At 71.3% G+C, this 22,665-nt stretch carries 18 protein-coding genes, 1 tRNA gene, 1 other RNA gene and 1 riboswitch; of the genes, 10 read left to right on the forward strand and 10 right to left on the reverse strand.

The window, feature by feature from the left end:
• Nucleotides 1–50 precede the first annotated feature (50 nt).
• The 4 genes from topA to ACXJY8_RS05895 all read right to left on the reverse strand — a co-directional run bounded on the left by topA (nucleotide 51) and on the right by ACXJY8_RS05895 (nucleotide 5,937).
• Nucleotides 51–2,870: a type I DNA topoisomerase gene (gene topA, locus ACXJY8_RS05880; protein WP_463777309.1), complete on the reverse strand. Its 2,820-nt coding sequence runs from the start codon at nucleotides 2,868–2,870 to the stop codon at nucleotides 51–53.
• 160 nt (nucleotides 2,871–3,030) lie between these two features.
• Nucleotides 3,031–4,938 carry an AI-2E family transporter gene (locus ACXJY8_RS05885; RefSeq protein ID WP_463777312.1) on the reverse strand — a complete coding sequence of 636 codons (1,908 nt, stop codon included), beginning with the start codon at nucleotides 4,936–4,938 and terminating at the stop codon, nucleotides 3,031–3,033.
• A 98-nt stretch (nucleotides 4,939–5,036) separates the two neighbouring features.
• Nucleotides 5,037–5,420 (reverse strand): response regulator, encoded by a 384-nt coding sequence (locus ACXJY8_RS05890; RefSeq protein WP_055955569.1) that lies wholly within the window; start codon nucleotides 5,418–5,420, stop codon nucleotides 5,037–5,039.
• A gap of 214 nt (nucleotides 5,421–5,634) precedes the next feature.
• On the reverse strand, nucleotides 5,635–5,937 hold the full coding sequence (locus ACXJY8_RS05895) for a hypothetical protein (protein WP_463777318.1): 303 nt from the start codon (nucleotides 5,935–5,937) through the stop codon (nucleotides 5,635–5,637).
• A 345-nt stretch (nucleotides 5,938–6,282) separates the two neighbouring features.
• On the opposite strand from ACXJY8_RS05895, the gene ACXJY8_RS05900 reads away from it, so the two are divergent.
• The 4 genes from ACXJY8_RS05900 (at nucleotide 6,283) to ssrA (ending at nucleotide 8,650) form a co-directional block, all read left to right on the forward strand.
• The gene (locus ACXJY8_RS05900) at nucleotides 6,283–7,455 is read left to right on the forward strand and encodes a zinc-dependent alcohol dehydrogenase (RefSeq protein WP_463777323.1); all 1,173 of its coding nucleotides are present in this window, start codon (nucleotides 6,283–6,285) and stop codon (nucleotides 7,453–7,455) included.
• A 200-nt stretch (nucleotides 7,456–7,655) separates the two neighbouring features.
• The gene (locus ACXJY8_RS05905; protein WP_463777325.1) at nucleotides 7,656–7,847 is read left to right on the forward strand and encodes a hypothetical protein; all 192 of its coding nucleotides are present in this window, start codon (nucleotides 7,656–7,658) and stop codon (nucleotides 7,845–7,847) included.
• 64 nt (nucleotides 7,848–7,911) lie between these two features.
• Nucleotides 7,912–8,265: a hypothetical protein gene (locus ACXJY8_RS05910; protein WP_463780427.1), complete on the forward strand. Its 354-nt coding sequence runs from the start codon at nucleotides 7,912–7,914 to the stop codon at nucleotides 8,263–8,265.
• 5 nt (nucleotides 8,266–8,270) lie between these two features.
• Nucleotides 8,271–8,650: a transfer-messenger RNA gene (gene ssrA / locus ACXJY8_RS05915) on the forward strand.
• 202 nt (nucleotides 8,651–8,852) lie between these two features.
• On the opposite strand, the gene ACXJY8_RS05920 is transcribed toward ssrA, so the two are convergent.
• Both ACXJY8_RS05920 and ACXJY8_RS05925 read right to left on the reverse strand, forming a co-directional pair.
• A complete protein-coding gene (locus tag ACXJY8_RS05920) occupies nucleotides 8,853–9,527 on the reverse strand; it encodes a hypothetical protein (RefSeq protein WP_463777328.1) in 675 nt (224 codons plus the stop codon).
• A gap of 46 nt (nucleotides 9,528–9,573) precedes the next feature.
• Nucleotides 9,574–9,960: a hypothetical protein gene (locus ACXJY8_RS05925; protein WP_447677967.1), complete on the reverse strand. Its 387-nt coding sequence runs from the start codon at nucleotides 9,958–9,960 to the stop codon at nucleotides 9,574–9,576.
• Between the two features lie 530 nt (nucleotides 9,961–10,490).
• Between ACXJY8_RS05925 and ACXJY8_RS05930 the strand changes: the two genes are divergently transcribed.
• Both ACXJY8_RS05930 and ACXJY8_RS05935 read left to right on the forward strand, forming a co-directional pair.
• Nucleotides 10,491–10,567, forward strand: a tRNA-Arg gene (locus tag ACXJY8_RS05930).
• 296 nt (nucleotides 10,568–10,863) lie between these two features.
• Nucleotides 10,864–11,241 carry a VanZ family protein gene (locus ACXJY8_RS05935; RefSeq protein ID WP_463777333.1) on the forward strand — a complete coding sequence of 126 codons (378 nt, stop codon included), beginning with the start codon at nucleotides 10,864–10,866 and terminating at the stop codon, nucleotides 11,239–11,241.
• Nucleotides 11,242–11,292: 51 nt separating this feature from the next.
• On the opposite strand, the gene ACXJY8_RS05940 is transcribed toward ACXJY8_RS05935, so the two are convergent.
• From ACXJY8_RS05940 to ACXJY8_RS05955, 4 genes are all read right to left on the reverse strand, one after another.
• Nucleotides 11,293–11,538 carry a hypothetical protein gene (locus ACXJY8_RS05940; RefSeq protein ID WP_463777338.1) on the reverse strand — a complete coding sequence of 82 codons (246 nt, stop codon included), beginning with the start codon at nucleotides 11,536–11,538 and terminating at the stop codon, nucleotides 11,293–11,295.
• Between the two features lie 107 nt (nucleotides 11,539–11,645).
• Nucleotides 11,646–11,849: a hypothetical protein gene (locus ACXJY8_RS05945; protein ID WP_463777341.1), complete on the reverse strand. Its 204-nt coding sequence runs from the start codon at nucleotides 11,847–11,849 to the stop codon at nucleotides 11,646–11,648.
• 366 nt (nucleotides 11,850–12,215) lie between these two features.
• Nucleotides 12,216–13,463, reverse strand: a complete 1,248-nt coding sequence (locus ACXJY8_RS05950) for an acyltransferase family protein (protein ID WP_463777344.1) — start codon at nucleotides 13,461–13,463, stop codon at nucleotides 12,216–12,218.
• A gap of 163 nt (nucleotides 13,464–13,626) precedes the next feature.
• A complete protein-coding gene (locus tag ACXJY8_RS05955; protein ID WP_463777348.1) occupies nucleotides 13,627–13,815 on the reverse strand; it encodes a DUF2934 domain-containing protein in 189 nt (62 codons plus the stop codon).
• A 168-nt stretch (nucleotides 13,816–13,983) separates the two neighbouring features.
• Nucleotides 13,984–14,183: riboswitch (cobalamin riboswitch) on the forward strand.
• A gap of 506 nt (nucleotides 14,184–14,689) precedes the next feature.
• On the opposite strand from ACXJY8_RS05955, the gene ACXJY8_RS05960 reads away from it, so the two are divergent.
• The 4 genes from ACXJY8_RS05960 to ACXJY8_RS05975 all read left to right on the forward strand — a co-directional run bounded on the left by ACXJY8_RS05960 (nucleotide 14,690) and on the right by ACXJY8_RS05975 (nucleotide 22,662).
• Nucleotides 14,690–16,795: a TonB-dependent receptor gene (locus tag ACXJY8_RS05960; RefSeq protein WP_463777351.1), complete on the forward strand. Its 2,106-nt coding sequence runs from the start codon at nucleotides 14,690–14,692 to the stop codon at nucleotides 16,793–16,795.
• Entirely contained in the window at nucleotides 16,795–18,210 is a 1,416-nt protein-coding gene (locus tag ACXJY8_RS05965; protein WP_463777353.1) for a PepSY domain-containing protein, read from the forward strand. Before ACXJY8_RS05960 ends, ACXJY8_RS05965 begins: the two co-directional genes overlap by 1 nt.
• A gap of 92 nt (nucleotides 18,211–18,302) precedes the next feature.
• Nucleotides 18,303–19,856, forward strand: coding sequence for an FAD-dependent oxidoreductase (locus tag ACXJY8_RS05970; protein WP_463777357.1), 1,554 nt, complete (start codon nucleotides 18,303–18,305; stop codon nucleotides 19,854–19,856).
• A 298-nt stretch (nucleotides 19,857–20,154) separates the two neighbouring features.
• On the forward strand, nucleotides 20,155–22,662 hold the full coding sequence (locus tag ACXJY8_RS05975; RefSeq protein WP_463777360.1) for a GAF domain-containing protein: 2,508 nt from the start codon (nucleotides 20,155–20,157) through the stop codon (nucleotides 22,660–22,662).
• The last annotated feature ends 3 nt before the right edge of the window (nucleotides 22,663–22,665 follow it).

Genomic DNA, 22,665 nt, shown 5'->3' on the forward strand with positions numbered 1-22,665 from the left:
CGGCCCGCATGGCACCGGTGTGACAGCGGCCGGCACCCCGGCCACCGGTCCTAGGCCTTCCGGCGTGCCGCGGCGGGCGTGTCGGCGTCGGGCGTCGCCGCCTTCTTGGCCGCCGCTTTCTTCGGAGCCGTCTTCTTCGGAGCCGCTGTCTTTGCAGCTGCCTTCTTGGGGGCCGACGCCTCGGCTGGCACCGCATCCGCCTCCCCCGTCTCCGCGGAAGCCTTCTTCACCGGCCCTGTCTTGGCCGCCGCCTTCTTCGCCGGGGCCTTCTTCGCCGGGGCCTTGGCGCCCGCCGCCTTGCGGGCCGGGGCCTTCTTCTTGCCCCCGCCCGCGGCTTCCCGGGCGGCGATCAGCTCCAGCGCCTGGGGCAGGTCGATGGCCTCGGCGGCGAGCGTCTTGGGCAGGGTCGCGTTGGTGGTGCCGTCGGTGACGTAGGGACCGTACTTGCCCGACTTGACCACGATGGGCTTGCCCGTCTCCGGGTGTTCGCCGAGGGGACGGCCCGGATCGGCCGCCGGCCCGCGCCGACCCCCGCCCTGCTCCTTGGCCACGATGAGGTCGATGGCCCGGTTGGCGCCGATCTCCAGCACGTCGTCGTCGCGCCCGAGATTCGCGTACATCTTGCCGTGCTGCACGTAGGGTCCGAAGCGGCCGAGATTGGCCAGGATCGGCTCGCCGGTCTCGGGGTGGCGGGCCACCTCGCGCGGCAGGGAGAGCAGCTTCAGGGCCATCTCCAGGTCGACCGAGGACGGGCTGGTGCCCTTCGGGATCGACGAGCGCTTGGGCTTCGGGGCCTCCTTCTCGGTCGAGGCCTCGCCGAGCTGGACGAAGGGGCCGAAGCGGCCGTCGCGCACCGTCACGGGCAGGCCGGAGACGGGGTCGTTGCCGAGCACCCGCGTGCCGGGCTGGCCGCCGTTCTCGGACGAGCCCTCGCCGTCGCCCTCGACGCCCGAGGCGGCGAGCTGGCGGGTGTACTTGCACTCCGGATAGTTCGAGCAGCCCACGAAGGCGCCGAACTTGCCGAGCTTCAGGGAGAGCTGGCCGGAACCGCAGGTCGGGCAGGTGCGCGGGTTCGAGCCGTCCGCCTTCTCGGGGAAGATGTGGGCGCCAAGCAGGTCGTTGAGGGCGTCGAGCACCTCGGCAACGCGCAGCTCCTTGGTGCCGGCGATCGCGGCGGAGAAGTCGCGCCAGAAGTCCCGCAGCACCTCGCGCCAGTCGATCTCGGCGTTCGAGACCCGGTCGAGTTGCGTCTCGAGGTCGGCCGTGAAGTCGTACTCGACGTAGCGCTTGAAGAAGCTCTCGAGGAAGCCGGTGACGAGGCGGCCCTTGTCCTCGGCCACGAGGCGCTTCTTGTCGATCCGCACGTATTCGCGGTCGCGCAGGGTCTGCAGCACGGCGGCGTAGGTGGAGGGCCGGCCGATGCCGAGCTCCTCCATGCGCTTGACGAGACTGGCCTCGGAATAGCGCGGCGGCGGCTCGGTGAAGTGCTGGGTCGAGGCGATGCGCTCGCGCTTGAGCGGGTCGCCCGCCTTCATCGGCGGCAGGCGCCGGCCGTCCTCGTCCTCCTCGTCGTCCTTGCCCTCCTGGTAGAGGGTGAGGAAGCCGTCGAACTTCACCACCTGGCCGGTGGCGCGCAGCTCCAGCTTGCGCGGCCCGACCCCTGCCACGACGTCCACCGTGGTGCGCTCCAGCTCGGCCGATTCCATCTGGCTCGCCACCGTGCGGGTCCAGATCAGCTCGTAGAGCTTGGCCTGCTCGGCATCGACGGTGCGGGCCACCGTCTTGGGCAGCCGGCCCATGTCGGTGGGACGCACGGCCTCGTGCGCCTCCTGGGCGTTCTTGGCCTTGACGCTGTACTTGCGGGGGCTCCCCGGCAGGTAGCGCTCACCGTATTCCTGGCCGATGACCCGGCGGGCATCGGCGATGGCCTCCGGCGCCATGTCGACGCCGTCGGTCCGCATGTAGGTGATCAGGCCCACCGTCTCGCCGTCGATCTCGACGCCCTCGTAGAGCTTCTGGGCGGCGCGCATGGTCTGGGCCGGCGCCATCCCGAGCTTGCGGGAGGCCTCCTGTTGCAGGGTCGAGGTGGTGAAGGGCGGGGCGGGGTGGCGCTTGGCGGGCTTGGCCTCGACGCTGCCGACCGAGAAGGTGCCGAGCTCGAGGTCGCGCTTGAACGCCGCCGCCTCCTCGCCGCTGCCGACGTCGAGGCGCTGGATGCGCTTGCCGTCGGCGCCGGTGAGGCGGGCCTCGAAGCTGGCGCCGGTCTCGGTCACCAGGGTCGCCACCAGCGACCAGTATTCCCGCGGCTTGAAGACCTCGATCTCGCGCTCGCGCTCGCAGACGAGGCGCAAAGCCACCGACTGCACGCGCCCGGCCGAGCGGGCGCCCGGCAGCTTGCGCCACAGCACCGGCGAGAGGTTGAAGCCGACGAGGTAGTCCAGCGCCCGGCGCGCCAGGTAGGCGTCGACCAGGGCCTGGTCGATCTGCCGGGGCTGGCGCATGGCGGTCTCCACCGCCGCCTTGGTGATCGCGTTGAAGGTCACGCGCTCCACCGGCATGCCCTTGAGGGCGCGGCGGGCGGTGAGCGCCTCGACCACGTGCCAGGAGATGGCCTCGCCCTCGCGATCCGGATCGGTGGCGAGAATCAGGCCGTCGGCCCCCTTCAGCGCCTTGACGATGTCGGAGACGCGCTTCGATCCGCGGTCGTCGAGCTCCCACAGCATGTGGAAGTCCGCCTCCGGATCGACGGAGCCGTCCTTGGCCGGAAGGTCGCGGATATGGCCGAACGAGGCGAGGACCTCGTAGTCGCGGCCGAGATACTTATTGATCGTCTTGGCCTTGGCCGGCGACTCGACGACGACGACTTTCATGTGCTGGTACTAGCCTCTCGTCAGGGCCTGACCCGCAGCGACGACCGTACGCAGATTGTGCGGGGGGCGTCGCCACCCGTCCGGAGAGGGGGTCGGCGCGGGGGAGAAGTGGGTCAAGGCCAGGGGGATGTCAAATGCCCCCTCCCGGCCCGGCCCGGCCTCACCCCCGTTTGGCGAAGGTCAGGGCCGCGTCGAGCGCCCCGTTCAGGGTGGTCACCAGCATGTCGGCGGAGAGGGTGCGGCGCAGCCGGTCGAGGGAGGCCGGATCGCGCTCGCGCCAGAAGCCGACGATGACCCGGACGCCCGGAATGGCCCGGCGCGCCTGGCGCACGTTCAGGCGGATCTGCGACAGGCTGACGGGCTCCAGGTAGGAGAAGCAGACCAGGGCGATGCCCGAGAGGTCGTCCGGCGTCTCGCCCCGGCGCAGCTGCGCCATCGACATCACCTGCGCCCCGAGGCCGTGCCGGTCGAGGATCTGGCCGAGCATCAGGGTCGCGGCCTCGTCGAAGGGCCCGCGGCTCGACACGCACAGCACCGGACGCGGCGCCCGCCAGCGGGCCGGGAGGTCGTCGGGGCGCAGGACCACCGCGGCGACCTGCCGGTCGGGGCCGATCGCCGCGATGGCCGCCGAGGTCTCGGAATTGCCGGCCGAGCCGGAGCCCGACCGGAGCCCGCGGCCCCCCGGCACGCTGCCGAGGCGGGCGACCACGGCGCGCAGGGCGGCGCCGACCTCGTCCTGGCGGGTCCGGTCGAGGGTGCCGCGCGAGAGGTCCTCCTGTGCCATCAGCAGGCCTGCGAGCACGACCTCGTCGTAGTAGGTGACGAGGGCGCGCGCCTTGAGGAACATCCGGCCCTGGTCGATCGCCTCCTCGGGGTCCCCCGCCAGCATGCGCTGGTAGAAGATCTCCGGGGGCGACAGGGCCGGGCGGTCGCCCAGGATCACGTCGAGGTACCAGAGCCGCTCGATGTGGCGCCCCAGCACCACGAGGCAGACGGTGATGGGGGTCGCCAGCACGAGGCCGATCGGCCCCCACAGGAAGGCCCAGAGGGTGGCGGCCAGGATCACCGCGATGGGCGAGAGCCCGGTGGAATGGCCGTAGAGCAGCGGCTCGACCACGTGGCCGGCGATGGGTTCCACCACCACGAACAGGATCGCGGTGGCGATGACCATGCTCCAGCCCGGATCGACGGCGGCGGCCACGATCAGGGGGAGGAGGGCGCTGATCGCCGCGCCGATATAGGGCACGAAGCGCATGATCGCGGCGAGCACCCCGAACAGGATCGGGTTCGGCACGCCGATCCACCACAGGCCGAAGCCGATCACCACGCCGAAGGCGATGTTGAGGACGAGCTGGGCGAGGAAGAACCGGCTCAGGCGGGCCACCGCGTCGTCGATGGCCGCGGTGGTGCGGCGCAGATCCCCCGAGCCCGCCAGGCGGATCGCGCGGTTCCGCAGGTCCTCCCGCTGCAGCAGGATGAAGATCGTGAAGATCAGGATCAGGCCCGTGGTGGCCAGGGGATGCAGGATCGGCCCGGCCACGGCGCCCAGCGTCCCGAGCAGCCCCGCCTTGGCGGTGGCGATCTGCACGTGGAGCGGATGGGCGAGGCTGCCCGCGCTGCCCTCGGGGGTCGTGGCGTTCGGATCCGGCTGCAGCTCGGCGCTGAGGTCCTGCACCATGTCGACCATGCGGGAGAGGGTGCCGCTGCCGGCGGTCGCCTCCTTCAGGGAGGCGATCTTCTCGCGCATCGTCACCTGGTAGCGCGGCAGGTCCGAGGCGAGCTGGGCCGCCTCGTTGGCGATCAGGAGCGACACCCCGAGGAGCGCCCCGAAGGCCGTGAGCACCACGGCGAGGACGGCGAGCGCGCGCGGCACCCGGATGCGGCGCAGGAGGCGGACCCCCGGCACGAGGACGAAGCTCAGCAGGATCGCGAGCGTCACAGGCACGAAGATGTCGCGCCCGAGATACAGGGCCGCCGCGATGGTGATCACGAGGAGGCACGAGGCCAGGGTCGTGAAGACCGGCATCGCCTGCCTCAGGAGGCGGGCGGTGATGGGATCGTCGCTCATGCTGGGGATGGGTCTCGTTGGGGTGAGCGACGCGGCGGCCGACGCGCCGGACGCGCGCGCGGCGGTCCGGAGAGACGCCTCGAACGGAGGCGGGCGCCTCAGGCGATGGCGGGCGCCTGGGGGCCGACCGCGGCATTGATCTGGGTGAGCAGCTTGGAGAAATCCACCGGCTTGGGGTGGTAGTCGTTGCAGCCGGCCTGGATCGCCTTGTCGCGGTCGCCCGACATGGCGTGCGCAGTCAGGGCGATGATCGGGATGCCCTTGGTGTCGCTGCCGGATTTCAGCACGCGGGCCGCCGACCAGCCGTCCAGGATCGGCAGGTTCATGTCGAGGAGGATGACATCGGGCTGGCCGGTGCGCGCCTGCTGCACGCCGGACTCGCCGTCATGCGCCAGGATCACGTCGTAGCCGCGCCGCTTCAGCCGGCGGGACAGGAAGTCCCAGATCTCCTCGTGATCTTCCACCAGCAGGATTTTCGCCATGGCCCCTCTACCCCTCGATCGTCGTCGGCCCCGATTCCGCCCGGCAGATCGCATCCCGGACGGCCCATGCGGGACCCGAGCTCATGAAACGAACTCGGACCCCCGAGCAAGACGCGTGCTCGGGCCGTGCGGTGAACGCACGATCGGCCGGAACGGTCCATGCCTCCCTGCGCGATCCAGCGACACGGGGGCCGGGCTGTGACGGCCCGGCCCGTCAGGGCGCGCGCGCTGCGGGCGTGGGGTGTGCAGGATTGGGCTGTGCAGGAATGGCCTGTGCAGGAATGGGCGCCGCCGGCACGGGCGCTGCGGGCCGGGGCGGATCGAGGCTCGTGTGGGGGCGGTCGTCGCTGTAGCGCCCCCGGGTGCCCGGCAGGAGGCCGTTGTCCTGCATCCAGATCATCAGCATCACCGTCGCCAGCAGGGTCGCGAACGACGTCAGCCGGCCGATATGGCGCCGCTGGACGACCATCAGCACCAGGGTCGCCAGGAACAGGAGGAACAGGACGAGGAGCAGCATGCGGCCTTCCCGGGCAAGCCACCCGGCCGGGCCCGGAGCCCGGCGCGGATCGCGGGGCCAACGGGGCGGACGCCGCCCCCGTTCCACCGGCCAGGCCCCGCCGGGGAAACCGAGACAGGCCCCGCCAGGGAAACCGAGACAGGCCCCGCCAGGGAAACCGGGACAGGCCCCGCCAGGGAAACCGGGACAGGCCCCGCCGGGGAACCGAGACAGGCCCCGCCGGGGAACAAGGCGCCGCCGGGGCATCTTCTCCTCCGGAAGGCCCATTCCCGGCCACCGCCTCCCCCATACCCGATTCTGACCGCGCGCCGGACATTCCGGCCCCCGGGCGACTGGAGATCCGCCATGAAGGCACTGTGCTGGCACGGCAAGGGCGACATCCGCTGCGACACCGTCCCCGATCCGCGGATCGAGGATGCCCGCGACGTCATCATCAAGGTGACGTCCTGCGCGATCTGCGGCTCCGACCTCCACCTGATGGACGGGCAGATGCCCACCATGGAAGCGGGCGACGTCCTCGGGCACGAGTTCATGGGCGAGGTGGTCGAGGTCGGGACCGGCTTCACCAAGTTCCGCAAGGGCGACCGCATCGTCGTGCCCTTCAACATCAATTGCGGCGAGTGCCGCCAGTGCCTGCTCGGCAACTGGTCGGTCTGCCAGCGCTCGAACCGCAACGCCGAGATGGCGGCCGCGCAGTTCGGCTACACCACGGCGGGCCTGTTCGGGTATTCGCACCTCACCGGCGGCTATGCCGGGGGCCAGGCCGAGTATGTGCGCGTGCCCATGGCCGACGTCGCCCCCATGAAGGTGCCTGAGGGCATGGACGACGAGTCGGTCCTGTTCCTCACCGACATCCTGCCCACCGGCTGGCAGGGCGCCGAGCATTGCGAGATCAAGGGCGGCGAGATCATCGCGGTCTGGGGCGCCGGACCGGTCGGCCTGTTCGCGATCCAGTCGGCCAAGATCATGGGCGCCGAGCGGATCATCGCGATCGAGACCGTACCCGAGCGGCTCGCGCTCGCCCGCAAGTACGGTGCCACCGACGTCATCGACTTCATGAAGGAGGACGTCTTCGAGCGCATCCTGGAGATCAGCAAGGGGGAGGGCGCCGACGGCGTCATCGACTGCGTCGGCATGGAGGCCACGGCCGGCCACGGCATCGCCGGGGTGCTCAGCACCCTCCAGGAGAAGCTGACCTCGACCGAGCGCCCCTACGTGCTCGCCGAGGCGATCAAGGCCGTGCGCCCCTGCGGCATCGTCTCGGTGCCGGGCGTCTATGGCGGGCCGGTGCCGGTCAACATGGGCTCGATCGTGCAGAAGGGCCTGACCCTGAAGAGCGGCCAGACCCACGTGAAGCGCTACCTCGAGACGCTGACGAAGCTGATCCAGGCGGGCAAGTTCGACATGACCTCGCTGATCACACACCGGTCGGCCGACCTCGCCGACGGTCCGGACCTCTACAAGACCTTCCGCGACAAGCAGGACGGCTGCGTGAAGGTGGTCTTCCACCCGAACTGAAATCTGCACCCGAACTGAAATCTGCACCCGAACTGAAATCTGCACCCGAACTGAGATCTACACCCGAACCCAGACCTCGGGTCGCGCGCCGGATTTCGGCGCGCGACCGGACAATAGCCGCCAGATCACCCAAGGATATCTCGGCCCACCTGCGCCGATGTGCATTGCGGCGGGCCCCTGGCATCCGCTAAAGGCGAACGATGTCAGACCTGGAATCTCTCCTCGAACGCCTCAAGGACGCTCAGAGGACCCTCATCACCGAAGCCGCGAGGATCGAGATGCTGCCGCCCGACAGCGTGCTGCGCCGCGTCGCCGATCTCGAGAACACCATCGCGGCCGTCGAGGCCCTGATCGAGGAGCAGGTCCATCGCCCAGGCCGCGCCACGGCATAGAACTGCGCCACGGCATAGAGCCGCGCCACGGCCTGACGCGGCGCCGCGGACAGAGCCCCCGCCGCTGGTGACCCCGGACGGGCGCTACCTCGTGGTGCGCGGCCGTCTCTGGCGCCGGACCCGGCCCGATCTCGAACCGGCCACGCGCGAGACCCTCGTCGCCGCCCTGATGGATGCCCGCCGGGCCGTCAAGGCCGGCAAGGCGGCGGAGGACCCGGAGGCCGTCGCCGCGGCCCGCCGCGCCGTCGACGCGGCCAAGCGGGGCCTGGGCGAGCGCGGCCCGGTCTGGTGGGACGACGGCGCGCCCGACCTCAACCGCCACATGGCCCGCACCACGCCCTACGCCGACTGGTTCGCGCGGGAGATGGCACGGGAGACGGCGCCAGCAGGGGAGCCTCCGGCGGGTGCGGCGGGATAGCGCGCCGGCTGGACCCGCGCGGCGTTTTCGCCTATATCGGGCCTGCGGTTGATGACCGGTTCGTAATAACGTTTCAGGACCCGGAGGGCAGTACTCCGGCGCCTCCACCACAAGCCCATCCGCTGCGGCAGGCCCGTGCTCGATGGTGGTCTTCTGATGGGGGCGAAATAGGATCGACTGGGCGGTAAAGGGATCGCGAGTTCGCTCACACTTCGGTGCGGGACGATGCGGCTGTCGGTAAGGACTCGACCGGTTCGACGCAGGCAACCCCTGTTTCGGGCATTTGGCCAAAACTCTAAATGCCAACGATAACGTTGTCATGGATGCCCGCCTCGCGGCGTAAGCATCTTGCGGTAGGGTAACCGTCGAAACAGAACCCGGAGCTTCGGCTCCGGGACCCACCTTTACCCGATACTTCGTCGAGAGACCGGCCCCGCCCATGGCGATGGCCCGGGCGCGCATCCGCGTCCGTCCTCCGAAGCATCGTCCCGGCCTCTTCGAACACGAAAAACCCCGGTGCCGAAGGCGCCGGGGTCTCTCGTGCGGCCTGCGGGCCGCCCGCGCGGAGCGGGCGGCGGGGTGGAGGCTCAGACCGGGGTGGTCGGGTAGGCGCGCACGCGGTTGCGGCCCTCGACGGTGCCGCCCAGGGCGTTGCCCGGGATCGCGTCCGGCGAGGTGGCGGCGGCCGCCTGCGGGGCGGTCCAGCCCTCGGCCCGCCAGTTCTGCGCGCGCTCGTCGACGTCGATCGAGCCGTGCTCCTCGAGGATGTCCATCACCCGGGCCGCGTGGGTCTGGTCGGCCCGGACGGTGACGAGGGTGCCGCCGCGGCGCACGCCCTCGCTGTAGGTGTGGGCGTCGGTCTCGCTGAGGCCCGCCCCCGTGAGGCCGCCGGCGAGGCCGCCGGCCGCGGCGCCGATGCCGGCGCCCGTCACCGTGGCCACGAGCCAGCCGGCCGCCACCACGGGGCCGACGCCCGGGATCGCCAGGAGGCCGAGGCCGGTCAGCAGGCCGGCCGCGCCGCCCAGGACCGTGCCGACGGTGGCACCGGCACCGGCGCCGCTGGAGGCCTTCTCGGGCGTGTCGCCGTGGACGGGGGCGTCGAGGTCGGTGGTGCCGCGCAGGCGCCCGGCATGCCGGTCACCCTCGTTGCTGCTCACGATGCTGATGTCGGAATGGGCGATGCCGGCGGCCTCCAGCTTGGAGACGGCCGCGCTGGCATCGTTGTAGTCGTCGTACAGGGCGGTGATGGTCTGATGGGCCATGGGGTACTCCTGTGGGCGGACGAGGGTGGGAGGGGCCGGGGCGGGCTTACTGGGCCGCCACGTTGCCCTTGAAGTCGACGCCGACCTTGACCGGCTTGCCGTCGAGCACCGCTTCGCCGCGCCAGATGCCCTTGTCGTCCTTGGTCAGGCCCTTGACGTCCTTGTAGCCGGCCTCGGTGAGGCGGTGGTGCGTCTGGGCCTCGGTGAAGCTGTTGGCGCCTTCCTCGAGCTTGGCGTTGGACGCGGCCTTGGCGGTGGCGGGCTTGGTCGCGTCCGGCTTGTCGGTGTTGGGCCGGGTCACGGCCTCCTGGCCGCCGGAGGTGGCGCTGGACTTGGCGTCCGGCGCCGGGGTGCCGGTCACGGTGGTCTGGGCGAAGGCCGAACCCGCACCGAGGACCGTCAGGATGGCGAGGGTGGTCAGGGACCGTTTCACGGCATTCTCCTTGGTAATTCTGAGTCTGGGACGCTGCGATCCGTCTGCGACTCCGCGACGGGCGAAAGTCCCTCTCAATTCGGCAGGACGGCAAAGCGTTCCAGGCCGGAGCCCAGGAACTCGAAACAGAGCCCAGAAATTCAAACCAAAGCTCAGGCATTCGGACGCGAATGGCCAAGCCGGCGCGTTGTCATAAATGTTCCATCTTGTTGTGACAGGTCTTGGCGGATGACATGACAAGATCAGCCCAAGCACAGGACCGGACCTGATCGGTGCGGATATCCAGGATCGCCTCCGAATGCGTCGCTGATCGCGAGAAAACTTCCAAATCCCCGGTTACAGTTCGGTCGAGCGCTCGGCCCCGACGCGGCCCGGGGCAGGGCTGCGGTCCCGGCGCCCGCGCGGTCGCGCCCGGACAGAACGGGATTCCGCCCGGCGCGAAAAATCTGCCCGGCCAGGGTTGCCAGCGCAAAAGGGAGCCTCTAAACACCCGCTCACACCGGGGCGGCGGCAACGCCCACCGGTCGCAGGCGCCCGTAGCTCAGCTGGATAGAGCACCAGACTACGAATCTGGGGGTCAGAGGTTCGAATCCTTTCGGGCGCGCCATTCTACTTCACGACATCTTCGAAGATCGAACCGGGCAGCGTTTCGCTGCACCGCGCGTGAGACTTCGTCTCAGCGGCTGCGGGGTTCGCCGCGGCGGTGCATGTCCGCTCCGCCGTTCAGCGAGCCGTCACCCCCGATCCCCTATCCGCATCCGCTCCCCATCCTGTAGGACGTCGCAGGGCCCGCGCTGCGCTGCGGTGGCCGCGGCCCCGGCGCGACCGGGCAAGACAAGGGCTGGGCAAGGCAAGGGCCGGGCAAGGCAGCGGCCGGGCAGGGGCCGGAGGACGGGAGCAGGTATGTCGCGAATCCACGCCGCCTATCCGAAGCTGTTCCGCGTGGCGGCTTGGCTCAGCGTCGCCGCCCTGGTCTGGCTCTCGTGGATTCCGCGGGAATGGGAGGCGCGCACCTCGCTGCCCGGGCAGATCGAGCACACCGTCGCCTATTGCGGGACGGCCGGGCTGTTCGTCCTCGGCTACGGCGCGCGGCGCTGGTGGCGGATCGCCCTGCCGCTCGTGGCCCTCGGGGGCGTGCTGGAGATCGGCCAGTCCTGGATTCCGGGCCGGACCGCCCAGGTCGTCGATTTCGCGGCGAGCGGCATGGGAGCACTCCTCGGCACCCTGGCCGGCATGCTCCTGCTGCGGCTGCTGATCAGGACCCGGATCTTTTCGCGTTGACCTTGCCACGCTGACTCATCGCGAGTCGCGTCGCCCGCCCGTGTCGGACGGTCACGCCTTCCGGGGCGAGACGGGCGTGGGCTCGGAGTTCCAGAGCAGGGACGTCGCGACATAGGTCGCCTCGACCGCCACGAGCATCCAGATCGCATCCGCCAGGACGATCCCGATCGCGCGATGCTCGAGGGCGCCCTCGACGCCGATGGCGACCGCCAGCAGCGAGACGATCACGAACAATCCGGGCAGGCGAACGGCCTGGCTTGCGGCGGCTCCGAGCGAGGCGAAACAGATCAACAGCATGTGCGCACCAACACCAACGCTGGCGAGACTACCTAGGTATTTGGAGGACACAAGCAGAAATAAAGAGCAGATTTGTGCTTTGCAGCATTCAAGCTGCACTGCGGTCGTCATCCTATTACAAGCCACAGCAACCCATAAGCCGCCCAGCAGAGGAAGATCACCCAGGCGAAGGTCAGTCCCACGCCAAGGCCGAGGGCGGCCAGGATCGAGACGCCGTGCAGGAGACGGCCGAGCGCCACCCGGACGGACCGGGCCGGCGGAGCGTCCACGAGACGCTCGGGATCATGCGCCTGATCGGGCGACCGGTTCATCGAGGGTTTCCCAAGGGGCGGACATCAGCGCGGCACGCGCTGGAATCTGCCCCCCTCAACGCCATCGGGCAGACTATCGTTGCACATCGAAGGCGGCCGTCAAGTCCATCCGCCCCTCGGCCCGGGCCGAAGCCGTATCCGCCGAAAGACGCGCCCGTGAAATCTCGCCCATGAGACCCCGTGCCCATGAGACATCGTGCCCATAAGACGTCTTACTCGTGAGACATTTTACCCATGACGGGGCGCGCCCATGACAAGACTTGCCGAAGACAAGACTTGCCAAAGACGAGACTTGCCCGTGAAGCGGGATGACCATCGCGCGGATGGGCGTTGAGCGTGCCTCGCGGGCCGCGGGACGGGCGCCGTTCAGCCGCGTCGGCCGAACGGCTTGAAGGTGGCGAAGGGTTTGAAGGTGGCGAAGGGCTTGAACCGGACCGCGCGGAGCAGCGGCCGCTCGAGGACCAGGTGGACGGCGAGCCCGAGGAGGTTCGCGAAGACCAGCAGCAGCACGACCTTCGCGATGTCGCTGGTGATCGACAAAGCCGCCACCAGCATGAAGCCCCAGCGGATGGCGAAGGTGTGCACGAGATAGGTGGAGAACGACGCGTCGCCGAGGAGATTCAGGCTCCTGGCGATCAGGCTCTCCGGCGCCCTGTGGGGAATCAGGCAGGCGAGGACCGCCAGGACCGCCGCGGCGTGCACGCCCCACTTCACGGCGACCGGGCGCGGCACCGCATCGTCCGCCAGGATCGCGGCGCCGCCGACCAGGCAGAGCAAAGCCGCGGCGAGGAGGGCGAGCCCCAGGGCGGGCAGGGCGGCGGGGAAGCGGGCGGCCAGCGTCGGGCGGAGCAGGCCCGCCATGGCACCGCCCAGGAAGGTCAGGATGATCGGGTCGGTGCAGAATTGCAGCGTGGTCGCGGGCGAGCGCGTGTCCAGCAGGGATTTCTCGAACAGGCCGATGCCGAACAGGGCAAGGAAGACCCCGCACAGGACGAGGATTCCGGTCCGCTTGGCGAACAGCAGGCTGAAGGCGAAGATGACGTAGAACAGCATCTCGTAGTTCAGCGTCCATCCCTGCGTCAGGATCGGCCGGACCTCGCCGGCGGAATTGACCAGGGGCAGGAAGAGGAACGACGCGGCGATCTCGTTCAGCGGCGGGAGAGCGTGCTTGCGCACGATGGCGAACAGGAGCAGCGCGGAGATGAGCCAGTAGAGCGGGATCAGCCGCTGGAAGCGCTTCTTGAGAAACCCGACCTGGGCGCCCGCCTGGCCGAACTTGTCCTCCGACGTGACCATCATCAGGCAACCGCTGATGGCGAAGAAGGTCTCGACGCCGAGATCACCGAACATCCAGGCGATGCTCTTCAGATCGTACCCGTAGAGAGTCTCGGCCGTGAAATTCAGAAGCACGTGGTCCATGATCACGAACGATGCCACGATGCATCGCAGGATCTGAATGGAATACAGGGGCGCGGACTTCGCGACACCGACAGGTCGACCCTGCTTCAGTTCATCGACGGCCGGACGCGAAATCGGACTATGGATCGCGAGATTCAATCGAGCCCCCAGCGTCTGCAACTTCCCTGGAAGTCTCAATCGAATCGCGCGACGCATCGCGCTTCGGCATAAGGCCGGAGTCAGGACAGCGGAAGCCTCTTTGTTGGCATGGGCCCGTCAAGCTCTGCGCATCCTGCCCGTTCAGGCCGCATCGGCACCGGGGGTCGCCCGACCGGCGGCCGACCCCGCGCGCATGGCCGGGTCCCGAAGCCCTGCCGCGTCAGGAGCCGGCGCCCTCCTGCGGCTCGGGCACCGCCGTCCGCGCTTCGTTGCGGGCGCGCTCGGCGCGCAGCTCCCGCTCGGCCATCAGCCAGAACTCGACCTCGAATCCCTCGGGGCGGTGGTTGCGCTCCCAGATCTCATGGGCGCGTTCGCGGATCCGCTCGAACGTGATTCCGTCATCCGACATCGTGCCTCCTGCTCCTTCGGCTCGGTCACAGCCCGCTGCGTCGACGCGGGGCCAACGCTTCACGGTGGGATTCGTCCCCGGGCGGGATTCGTCCCCGTGGCGGCATCGCCCGCCCGCTTTCCCACAGGCCGGCGGCCGGGGCGGTTTGACCGCCCCCCCGAAAACCGCCTAGCCTGTCCGGGACGGTTCCTCGTTAACGAGGATCAAAAGGGAACGCGGTGAGGGCGAGAGCCCGAGGCCGCGGCTGCCCCCGCAACTGTGAGCGGCGAGCCCCTCATCAACACGTCACTGGGCCTGTCCGGCCTGGGAAGACGATGAGAGGGCGGTGACCCGCGAGCCAGGAGACCTGCCGTCAGTCGTGGTCACACGCGAAACGCATCGGGCGGGGTGTCCTGGTGGGTGTCGAAGCGCTCGGCCGTCCTCGCGGCGGCCCCGGGCTTGGGCCTCGTTCGCGGTGACGTGCCACTTCACGCGACCCGTCGCGTCAGCCGTCCCGTCGATGCCCGTCTCCGCCCACGCGTCCCGCCCCCGCCTGCTCCCTCCGGCCGCGCCGTGCGGTCCGGTGACGGCTGCGCCGTGGACGGAGTCGCGTGGGGCTCCCACCAGCGATTGTAATGTTATAACATTCGCACTAGTGGAGACGGCACTTCGGCGCCTGCCGATGCCCGCGCGCCTTTCCGGTTGTCCCATGCCCGTCGCCCCGATCCCGCTCTCCCCCGCGAACCGCCGCCGGCCGCACCGGCGCCATGCCCGGCCCCGTCACCAGTCTTGGCCTCGTCACCTCGCTTGGCCCCGTCACCTCACTTGGCCCCGTCACCGGGCTTGGCCCCTCACGTCCCTATCCCTCGCGGCCCTGCTCGGCGGCCTGCTGCCGATGCCGGCCGGCGCCGAGGCCCCGGAGGCCCAGCCGGCCGTGACCCTGGAGACCCTCGAGGTCGCGGGATCCGGGCGGGGCGGGCCGCCGCCGGCCGAGGGCCTCAACCTGCGCAGCCCCGGCCGCAGCGCCAGCCGCCTCGGGCTCACGCCCCTGGAGACCCCCGCCAGCATCGACGTGATCGCGGGCGAGACCACCCGCCTGCGCGGCCAGAACACGGTTGCCGAGGCCGTCACCCAGAACGCCACCGGCATCACCACGGTGGCGGCGCCGGGCAACGGCAACGGCGCCTTCACGGCCCGGGGCTTTGCCGGCCCGAACTCGATCCAGCAGCTCTACGACGGCACCCGCCTGTTCGTGGGCGCCGGCACCGTGACGTTTCCCTTCGACACCTGGAACGTCGAGCGCATCGAGGTGCTGCGCGGGCCGGCCTCCGTGCTCTACGGCGACGGCGCCATCGGCGGCGTGGTCAACGTGGTGACGAAGAAGCCGCTGTTCACGCCCTTCAACGAGGCCCGCGCGGCTCTCGGCTCGGACGGGCTGGCGCGCCTCGCCCTCGATTCCGGCGGACCCATCGGCGAGGCCCTGGCCTACCGCCTCAACGTCAGCGGCAACCGCGCCGAGGGCTGGGTTTCGCCGGACGGCAGCTTCCGCAACCTCGCGGTCTCGGGCGCCCTGACCCTGCAGGCGACGCCGGACCTCGCCGTCACCCTGAGCCATGATTTCGGGTACCAGGAGCCGGCCCGCTACTGGGGCACGCCCCTGGTGAACGGGCGCATCCTCGAATCCCTCCGGTTCAACAACTACAACGTCCGCGACGCCCAGATCCTCTGGACCGACAACTGGACGCAGCTGCGCGCCGAATGGACGCCGAGCGCCGACGTCACGGTCCGCAACACCGCCTACCGGCTCCAGAGCCGGCGCCAGTGGCGGGACGTCGAGCAATACGCCTTCAACCGGGATACCGGGCGGATCGACCGCTCCGACTATCTCGAGATCTACCACCAGCAGGAACAGGTCGGGAACCGCCTCGACGCCACCTTCCGCGGCACCCTGTTCGGGTTCCGCAACGAGTTCCTGGCCGGGTTCGACGTGAACCACATCGCCTTCCGGCACACCAACAACTTCTTCTTCGACACCAGCACCAGCGTCGATCCCTTCGTCTACGACCCGGGCCTGTTCCCCGCCGAGGGCCGGGCCCGGCCCGCCTACGCCACCAGCACCTCCCAGGCCTCGGTCTTCGCCGAGAACCGCCTGATCCTGTCCGACCAGGTCTCCCTGCTGGCGGGGGTGCGCTACGACGCGCCGGTCCTCCACCGCACCGACCTCGTCACCGGCGCCGGCTTCGACCGCGACTTCCGGGCGCTCAGCTACCGCTTCGGCGCCGTCTACAACCCGACGCCGCTGCTGGCGCTCTACGCGCAATACGCCACCGCCACCGACCCGGTGGGCAGCCTGATCTCGCTGTCGCAGAATCTCGCCAACTTCCGGCTCTCCACCGGCGAGCAGGTCGAAATCGGCGCCAAGGGCGTCGCCTTCGGCGGCCGGGCGGAGTGGACGCTGGCCGGCTACCGCATCGTCAAGGACAACCTGATCTCGACGGTGCCGGGCCAGCCGACGCTCTCGACCCAGGTCGGCCGGCAATCCTCCCTCGGCGTCGAGGCGGCCCTGAGCCTGCACCTCGCCGAGGCCTGGCGCATCGACGCCAACCTGGCGCTGCTGCACGCCCAGTACGACGACTTCAACCAGGCGGTCGGCGGCACGGTGGTGTCCTATGCCGGGCGCCAGCCCATCGACGTGCCGGAGCGGGTCGGCAACCTCTGGGTCAATTGGGCCTTCGCCCCGGCCTGGGAGGCCCGGGTCGGCCTGCAGCACGTGGGCGAGACCTTCAGCGACTTCGGCAACCAGGCCCCGCGCCCGGCCTACACCCTGGTCAATGCCGGGCTCGACCATCAGGTCACGCCGGACTCGCGCCTGTCGCTGCGCGCCTACAACCTGTTCGACACGGTCTACGCGATCAGCGGCAACGCCGTGAACGGGGTCGGCACCAACTGGCTTCTGGGCCGGCCGCGCTCCGTCGAGATCGCCTACAGCGTGCGGTTCTGATGCGGCTCAAAACCCTGAAGCGCTGGCTGATCCTCGGCCATCGCTGGCTCGGCATCGCCACGGGGCTGTTCCTCGCCGCCTGGGTGCTGTCGGGGCTGGTGATGCTCTACGTGGCCTTCCCGGCCCTGACCGAGGCCGAGCGCCTGTCCCGCCTCGCGCCGATCGCCTTCGACCGGGTCCTGCTCGGGCCGGACGAGGCCCTGGCGCGGGCGGGGCTCGCGCCGGCCCCCGGCGGCCTCGACCTGTCCATGCGGGGCGGTACGCCGGTCTATCAGGTGACCGCGCGGGACGGCGCCCGGCACACGGTCTCGGCCGAGACCGGGCAGGCCCTCGGCCCGGTCGACGCCGCGGCGGCCCGGGCCCCGTTCGGGCCGGGCGCCACCGTGCGGGCGGTGACCCGCGACCAGTGGACGGTGCGGGACCGCTACGACCCGCTGCGGCCCTTCCACGTGGTGGCGCTCGGCGACGCGGCCGGCACCGAGCTCTACGTCTCGGCCCGCACCGGCGCGGTCGTCCTCGACACCACCCGCCGGGAGCGCCTGTGGAACTGGCTCGGGGCGATCCCGCACTGGTTCTACCCGACCCCCCTGCGGGCGCGGGGCGAGCTCTGGCGGGGCAGCGTGCTGTGGGTCTCGGGCATCGCCACCGCCGGGGTGCTCAGCGGCCTCGCCCTGGGGATCTGGCGCCTGCGCCTGCGCCGGCCCTACGCCTCCGGGGCGGTGACGCCCTATCGCGGGTTCGCCCGCTGGCACCACCTCCTCGGCACCCTCGGGGGATTGAGCCTCCTCGCCTTCGTCGCCAGCGGCTGGCTCTCCATGAACCCGAACCACTGGTTCTCGCCCCGCACGCCCCCGGCACCGATGCGGGAGGCCTATGCCGGGGCCCCGGCCCCGGTCGGGCGCGCCGCCCTCGACGGCCTGGCCCGGCCGGGGCTCGTCGAAATCCGGTTCACGCAGGTGGACGGCCGGCCCGTGCTTGTCGCCGCCGAGGCGGGCGGTCGCCGGGTCGCGGTCCCGGCGCCCACGGAGGCGACCCTGCGCGCGGCCGCCGCCCGCGCCCTGCCGCAGGCCCGCCTCGCCGGGGCCGAGACCCTGACCGCCTACGACGCCTACTGGTATCCCCACCACGACACCCGGCCGCTGCCGGTGCTGCGCCTGCGCTTCGACGACCCGGCCGCGACCTGGCTCCACATCGACCCCGAGACCGGCGCGCTCCTCGACCGCCTCGACGCCAGCGGCCGGCTCCAGCGCTGGCTGTTCGAGGCGCCGCACCGCCTCGACTTCGGAAACCTGTTCCAGGCCCGCCCGGCCTGGGACGCGGTGATGTGGCTCCTCAACGGCCTCGGCGCCACGATCGCCCTCTCGGGCGTGGTGCTGGGCTGGCGGCGCCTGCGGCGCACGGTGCGGATCGGGTAGGCCGGGCCCGCGATGTCGCACGGTGCAACCGGGACGGGCTCGGCGACTTGATCGGCCGGGCGCGCCGGCGCGCGCCGGGAGGGATACCAGCCATGTCCGGAACCGAGATCCGCCTCGCCCTCGACGCGATCCCGATGGGAGGCATGGCGGAGGGCACGGCCGGCGACGAGAAAGTGCTGTTCGTGCGCGACGGCTCCGGCGTGCGGGCGTTCCAGGCCAAGTGCCCGCATCTCGGGGCGCCGCTCGCCAAGGGCGAGATCTGCGGCGGACGCCTCTACTGCCCCTGGCACAAGGCCGCCTTCGCGCTCACCGACGGGAGCCTGGAGGAGCCGCCGGCCCTCGAGGCCCTGACGCGCTATCCCGTCCGCATCGAGGGGGCCGAGGCCGTCGCGACCCTGACGCCGGAGCCTGCGCCGAAGAAGACGCAGGGCGCCCCCGTGGCGCAGGTGCTCATCGTCGGTTCGGGCGCGGCGGCCGTGGCCTGCGTGAAGACCCTGCGCCGCGAGGGCTATGACGGCCGCATCACGATGGTCGGCCGCGAGGCGCACCCGCCCTACGACCGGACCAAGCTCTCGAAGCAGTTCCTGGCCAAGCCGACCCCGCCCGAGAAGACGTGGATCGAGCCCGATTTCGACCGGGCCAACGGGGTCGAGCGGATCACCGGGGCGGCGACCCGGGTCGATCCCGCCCGGCGCAGCGTCACCCTGGCGGACGGCCGCACCCTGACGGCCGACGCGATCCTGGTCGCCACCGGGAGCCGGGCGGTGCTGCCGGACTTTCCCGGCCGGGACCTCGACGGGGTCTTCACCCTGCGCAGCCTCGACGACGCGGTCCGCCTCAGCGAGGCGGCGGGCGAGGCCAAATCGGTGGTCGTGGTGGGCGCCGGCTTCATCGGCCTGGAGGCCGCCGCCTTCCTCAACAAGCGCGGGCTCTCCGTCACCGTGCTGGCGCGCGAGGACGTCCCGTTCGCCAAGCGCTTCGGCGAGGCGGTGGGCGCGGCGCTCAAGCGCTACCACGCCGGCAACGGCGTCGCCTTCGCGACCGGCTCCGTCGCCCGGATCGCCGGCACCGGCCGCGTCGAGGCCGTCGAGACGGAGGACGGACGGCGCCTACCCGCCGACCTCGTCCTCGTGGGCGCGGGCGCCGAGCCGGAGACCGGCTTGGTCGCGGGCGTCGCGCCCGACGCGAGCGGCGGCCTCCCGGTCGGCGGCGACCTGACGCTCGCGGAGGGCGTCTGGATCGCGGGCGACATCGCCGCCTTCCCGGAGACGGCGAGCGGCGAGACGGCGCGGATCGAGCATTGGCGCCTGGCGCAGCAGCACGGCACGCACGTGGCCCGGGCCATCCTCGGCCGGGGCGACGCCTTCGCGGGCGCGCCGTTCTTCTGGAGCAACCAGGGCGACAAGCGGCTCGATTACGGCGGCTACGCCAAGGGGTTCGACCGGATCGTCCTGCAGGGCGACCCCGACGCCCTCGACTTCATCGCCTACTACGTCACGGGCGACCGGGTGACCGCCGCCTGCAGCATCGGCCGCAACACGGCCTTCACCGCCTTCCTGCACCTGCTCGGCCTCGGACGCCTCCCCCCGGCGGCCGCGATCGAGGCCGGGGCGGACCTGCCCGCCCTCGCGCGGTCGAACGGCTAGGCCAAGCCGCCCACCGCGCAGCTAAGCCACGCCGCCAGGGCCGGGGCTCCGGCGTTGGCGGCCCCCGCGAGCCGCAGCGTGCGTGCCGGGCGGTTCGCGGGGGCCGTCTCGAAGGCCCCATATCGAAGGCCCCGTCGCGAAGGCCCCGTCGCGAGGGCCACGGCGCGCGCCGGTCGGTTTCCACCCCGCCGCCCGGGTGCTATCAGCCACCCAGGGCAGAGCGCGGGATCGTCCGGTCGCGCTGGCCACGGAGGGGTGGACGCACCCGGCCGTCCGCTACCGGGCCGACGACCGCGGCATGGATCTGCATTCGCTCACCGACCGCCTCGTCGGTTCCGAAGCTCGGCTGGACGCTCTGGCCGAGTACGGCATCCTCGATACGCCGCCGGAACCGGCCTTCGACGGCATCGTGCGCCTGGCGACCCGGCTGTGCCGGACCCCCGTGGGTCTCGTCAGCTTCGTCGCCGCCGACCGCCAGTGGTTCAAGGCGCGGCGCAATTTCCCCCATTGCGAGACCGATCTCGACCGCTCGGTGTGCAAGTTCGTCCTCGCCGAGCCCGACGTGCTCGTGATCCCGGACCTCACGGCCGATCCGCGCACGGCCACCAATCCCCTCGTCACCGGCGCGCCGTGGATCCGCTTCTACGCCGGCGCTCCGCTGCGCACGCCCGAGGGGCAGGTCCTCGGCTCGCTCTGCGTGATCGACACCGTGCCCCGGCCCGGCGGCCTGACCGGGGACCAGATCGAGGACCTGCGCACGCTCGCCGCCCAGGTCGTCACGCAGCTGGGCATGCGCCGCGCCGTCCAGGACCGCGACACGCTCCTGGCGGTCCAGCAGACCGAACTGCGTCGCGCCCGCCGTCTCGACGTCCTGGCCAAGACCTCGGCGGCGCTGCTCCTCACGGACGACCCCACCGCGGTTCTCGAACCGATCCTCACGGAGGGCGCCGACGTGCTCGGGTTCGACCGGGCCCTGCTCTACGACATCGCCCCGGACGGATGCCACCTGCGCCTGTCCCATGCCGTCAACATCACGCCCGAGGCGCAGGCGCTCCTGAAGCGCCGGGCCTTCGGCGATCCGACCTGCGGGGTCGTCGCCGCGACACGGCGCCCGGTGATCCGGACCGCCATCCAGGCGGGCGACGAGGCCCAGGATGCCCTCTCCCGGCAGCTCGGCTTCGATGCCTATGCCGGCTTCCCGGTCGTCAGTCGGGGCGAACTCACCGCGGTGATCGCCTTCGCCTCGACCCGGGTGCCGGTCTTCGACGGCGAGGCGCTGGCGTTCTTCGAGACGCTGGCCCGCCTGATGGCCGCGGTCTACGACCGCCTGGACGGCGAGGCGGAGCTGGCCGAGGTCGGGGCCTACTGGCGGAGCCTGTTCGAGCGGCTGAGCGAGGGCTTCATCGTCGGCGAGGTGGTCCGCGACGCCGCGGGCCGGGCGACCGACTGGCGCTACATCGAGGTCAACCGCGCCTGGGGCGACCTCCTCGGCATCGATGCCCGTTCCGCGACGGGCCGCACGGTCCGTGAGGTGTTCCCCGGCATCGAGGAGGCCTGGATCGACGAGTTCGTCCAGGTGGTCGAGACCGGCGAATCCGTGGCGTTCCTGCGCCGGGTCGGCAGCCTCGACCGCTGGTACGAGGGGCGGGCCTTCTCCGTCGGCGGCAAGCGGTTCGCCGCCCTGTTCCTGGAGGTGACCGACCGCGTGCAGGCCGAGGCACGCCGGGCCGCGCAGCTGGCGCTCGGCGACCGGCTGAGCAACCTGACCACGACCCCGGAGATGACCCGGGCGGCCACCGAGATCGTCGGGACGACGCTGGGGGTCACCCGCGCGGGCTTCGGCCGCGTCGTGGGCGACGTCGAGTACGTCGAGATCGAGCCGGACTGGACGGCGCCCGGCCAGGGCAGCGTCGCCGGCCGGCACCGCTACGATGATTTCGGCGACATCCGCGCGCCCCTGCGGCGGGGCGAGCCACTGGTGGTCGACGACGTGGCGACCGACCCGCGCACCCGCGCCGATGCCGCCCTCTGGCAGTCCTTCTCGGTCAACGCCTTCGTCCACATGCCGGTCCGCGAGCGCGGACGCACGGTGGCGGTGTTCATCGTCCACGACGTCGAGCCGCGCGCCTGGCTGGCCGAGGAACTGGCGTTCCTGCGCAACGTGGCCGAGCGGCTGGAGGCGGGCGTCGCCCGGGTGCGGGCGGAGGAGGACCAGCGCGTCCTCAACCAGGAGATCTCGCACCGGATGAAGAACACCATGGCGATGGTGCTCTCGATCGCCACGCAGACCCTGCGGAGCGTGCCGGACCGGGCGCCGGTGGAGGCGTTCGAGCAGCGGCTGCACGCGCTCGCGACCGCCCATGACGTGCTGCTGCGCCAGACCTGGACGGCGGCCCCGGCGCGGGACGTGGTCGAGGCCGTCCTGGGCGCGGCCGGGCAGGGCGACCGGGTCGACGTCTCCGGACCGGAGCTCGACCTCGGGCCGCGGGCGACGCTGTCGCTGTCGCTGCTGCTGCACGAGCTGGCGACCAATGCGGCCAAGTACGGTGCTCTGTCCGCCCCGGAGGGACGGGTCCTGATCACGTGGCGCCTGGAAGGCCCCGACGCGGAGCGCAGCGTCGTGCTGGACTGGGTCGAGCGCGGCGGGCCGCCCCCGGTGGCGCCGGCGACCTCCGGGCGCAAGGGCTTCGGCTCGCGCTTGATCCGCATGGGCCTGGACGGAGCCGGAGACGTCGACCTCCGTTATCCCCCCACGGGGTTCGAGGCGACGATGCGGGCGCCGCTCGCCCAGCTGCAGCATGTTTGAGGA

The sequence above is a fragment of the Methylobacterium sp. TK31 genome (assembly GCF_055361545.1).

What these genes read in the sequence shown, in the direction of transcription:
- ACXJY8_RS05885 (WP_463777312.1), bottom strand. Translation starts at nt 4,938, where the DNA reads ATGAGCGACGATCCCATCACCGCCCGCCTCCTGAGGCAGGCGATGCCG.
- ACXJY8_RS05955 (WP_463777348.1), bottom strand. Translation starts at nt 13,815, where the DNA reads ATGTCGGATGACGGAATCACGTTCGAGCGGATCCGCGAACGCGCCCAT.
- ACXJY8_RS05965 (WP_463777353.1), top strand. Translation starts at nt 16,795, where the DNA reads ATGCGGCTCAAAACCCTGAAGCGCTGGCTGATCCTCGGCCATCGCTGG.
- ACXJY8_RS05935 (WP_463777333.1), top strand. Translation starts at nt 10,864, where the DNA reads ATGTCGCGAATCCACGCCGCCTATCCGAAGCTGTTCCGCGTGGCGGCT.
- ACXJY8_RS05895 (WP_463777318.1), bottom strand. Translation starts at nt 5,937, where the DNA reads ATGCTGCTCCTCGTCCTGTTCCTCCTGTTCCTGGCGACCCTGGTGCTG.
- ACXJY8_RS05940 (WP_463777338.1), bottom strand. Translation starts at nt 11,538, where the DNA reads ATGCTGTTGATCTGTTTCGCCTCGCTCGGAGCCGCCGCAAGCCAGGCC.
- ACXJY8_RS05890 (WP_055955569.1), bottom strand. Translation starts at nt 5,420, where the DNA reads ATGGCGAAAATCCTGCTGGTGGAAGATCACGAGGAGATCTGGGACTTC.
- ACXJY8_RS05975 (WP_463777360.1), top strand. Translation starts at nt 20,155, where the DNA reads ATGGATCTGCATTCGCTCACCGACCGCCTCGTCGGTTCCGAAGCTCGG.
- ACXJY8_RS05970 (WP_463777357.1), top strand. Translation starts at nt 18,303, where the DNA reads ATGTCCGGAACCGAGATCCGCCTCGCCCTCGACGCGATCCCGATGGGA.
- ACXJY8_RS05920 (WP_463777328.1), bottom strand. Translation starts at nt 9,527, where the DNA reads ATGGCCCATCAGACCATCACCGCCCTGTACGACGACTACAACGATGCC.
- ACXJY8_RS05960 (WP_463777351.1), top strand. Translation starts at nt 14,690, where the DNA reads ATGCCGGCCGGCGCCGAGGCCCCGGAGGCCCAGCCGGCCGTGACCCTG.
- ACXJY8_RS05900 (WP_463777323.1), top strand. Translation starts at nt 6,283, where the DNA reads ATGAAGGCACTGTGCTGGCACGGCAAGGGCGACATCCGCTGCGACACC.
- ACXJY8_RS05950 (WP_463777344.1), bottom strand. Translation starts at nt 13,463, where the DNA reads ATGCGTCGCGCGATTCGATTGAGACTTCCAGGGAAGTTGCAGACGCTG.
- topA (WP_463777309.1), bottom strand. Translation starts at nt 2,870, where the DNA reads ATGAAAGTCGTCGTCGTCGAGTCGCCGGCCAAGGCCAAGACGATCAAT.
- ACXJY8_RS05945 (WP_463777341.1), bottom strand. Translation starts at nt 11,849, where the DNA reads ATGAACCGGTCGCCCGATCAGGCGCATGATCCCGAGCGTCTCGTGGAC.
- ACXJY8_RS05905 (WP_463777325.1), top strand. Translation starts at nt 7,656, where the DNA reads ATGTCAGACCTGGAATCTCTCCTCGAACGCCTCAAGGACGCTCAGAGG.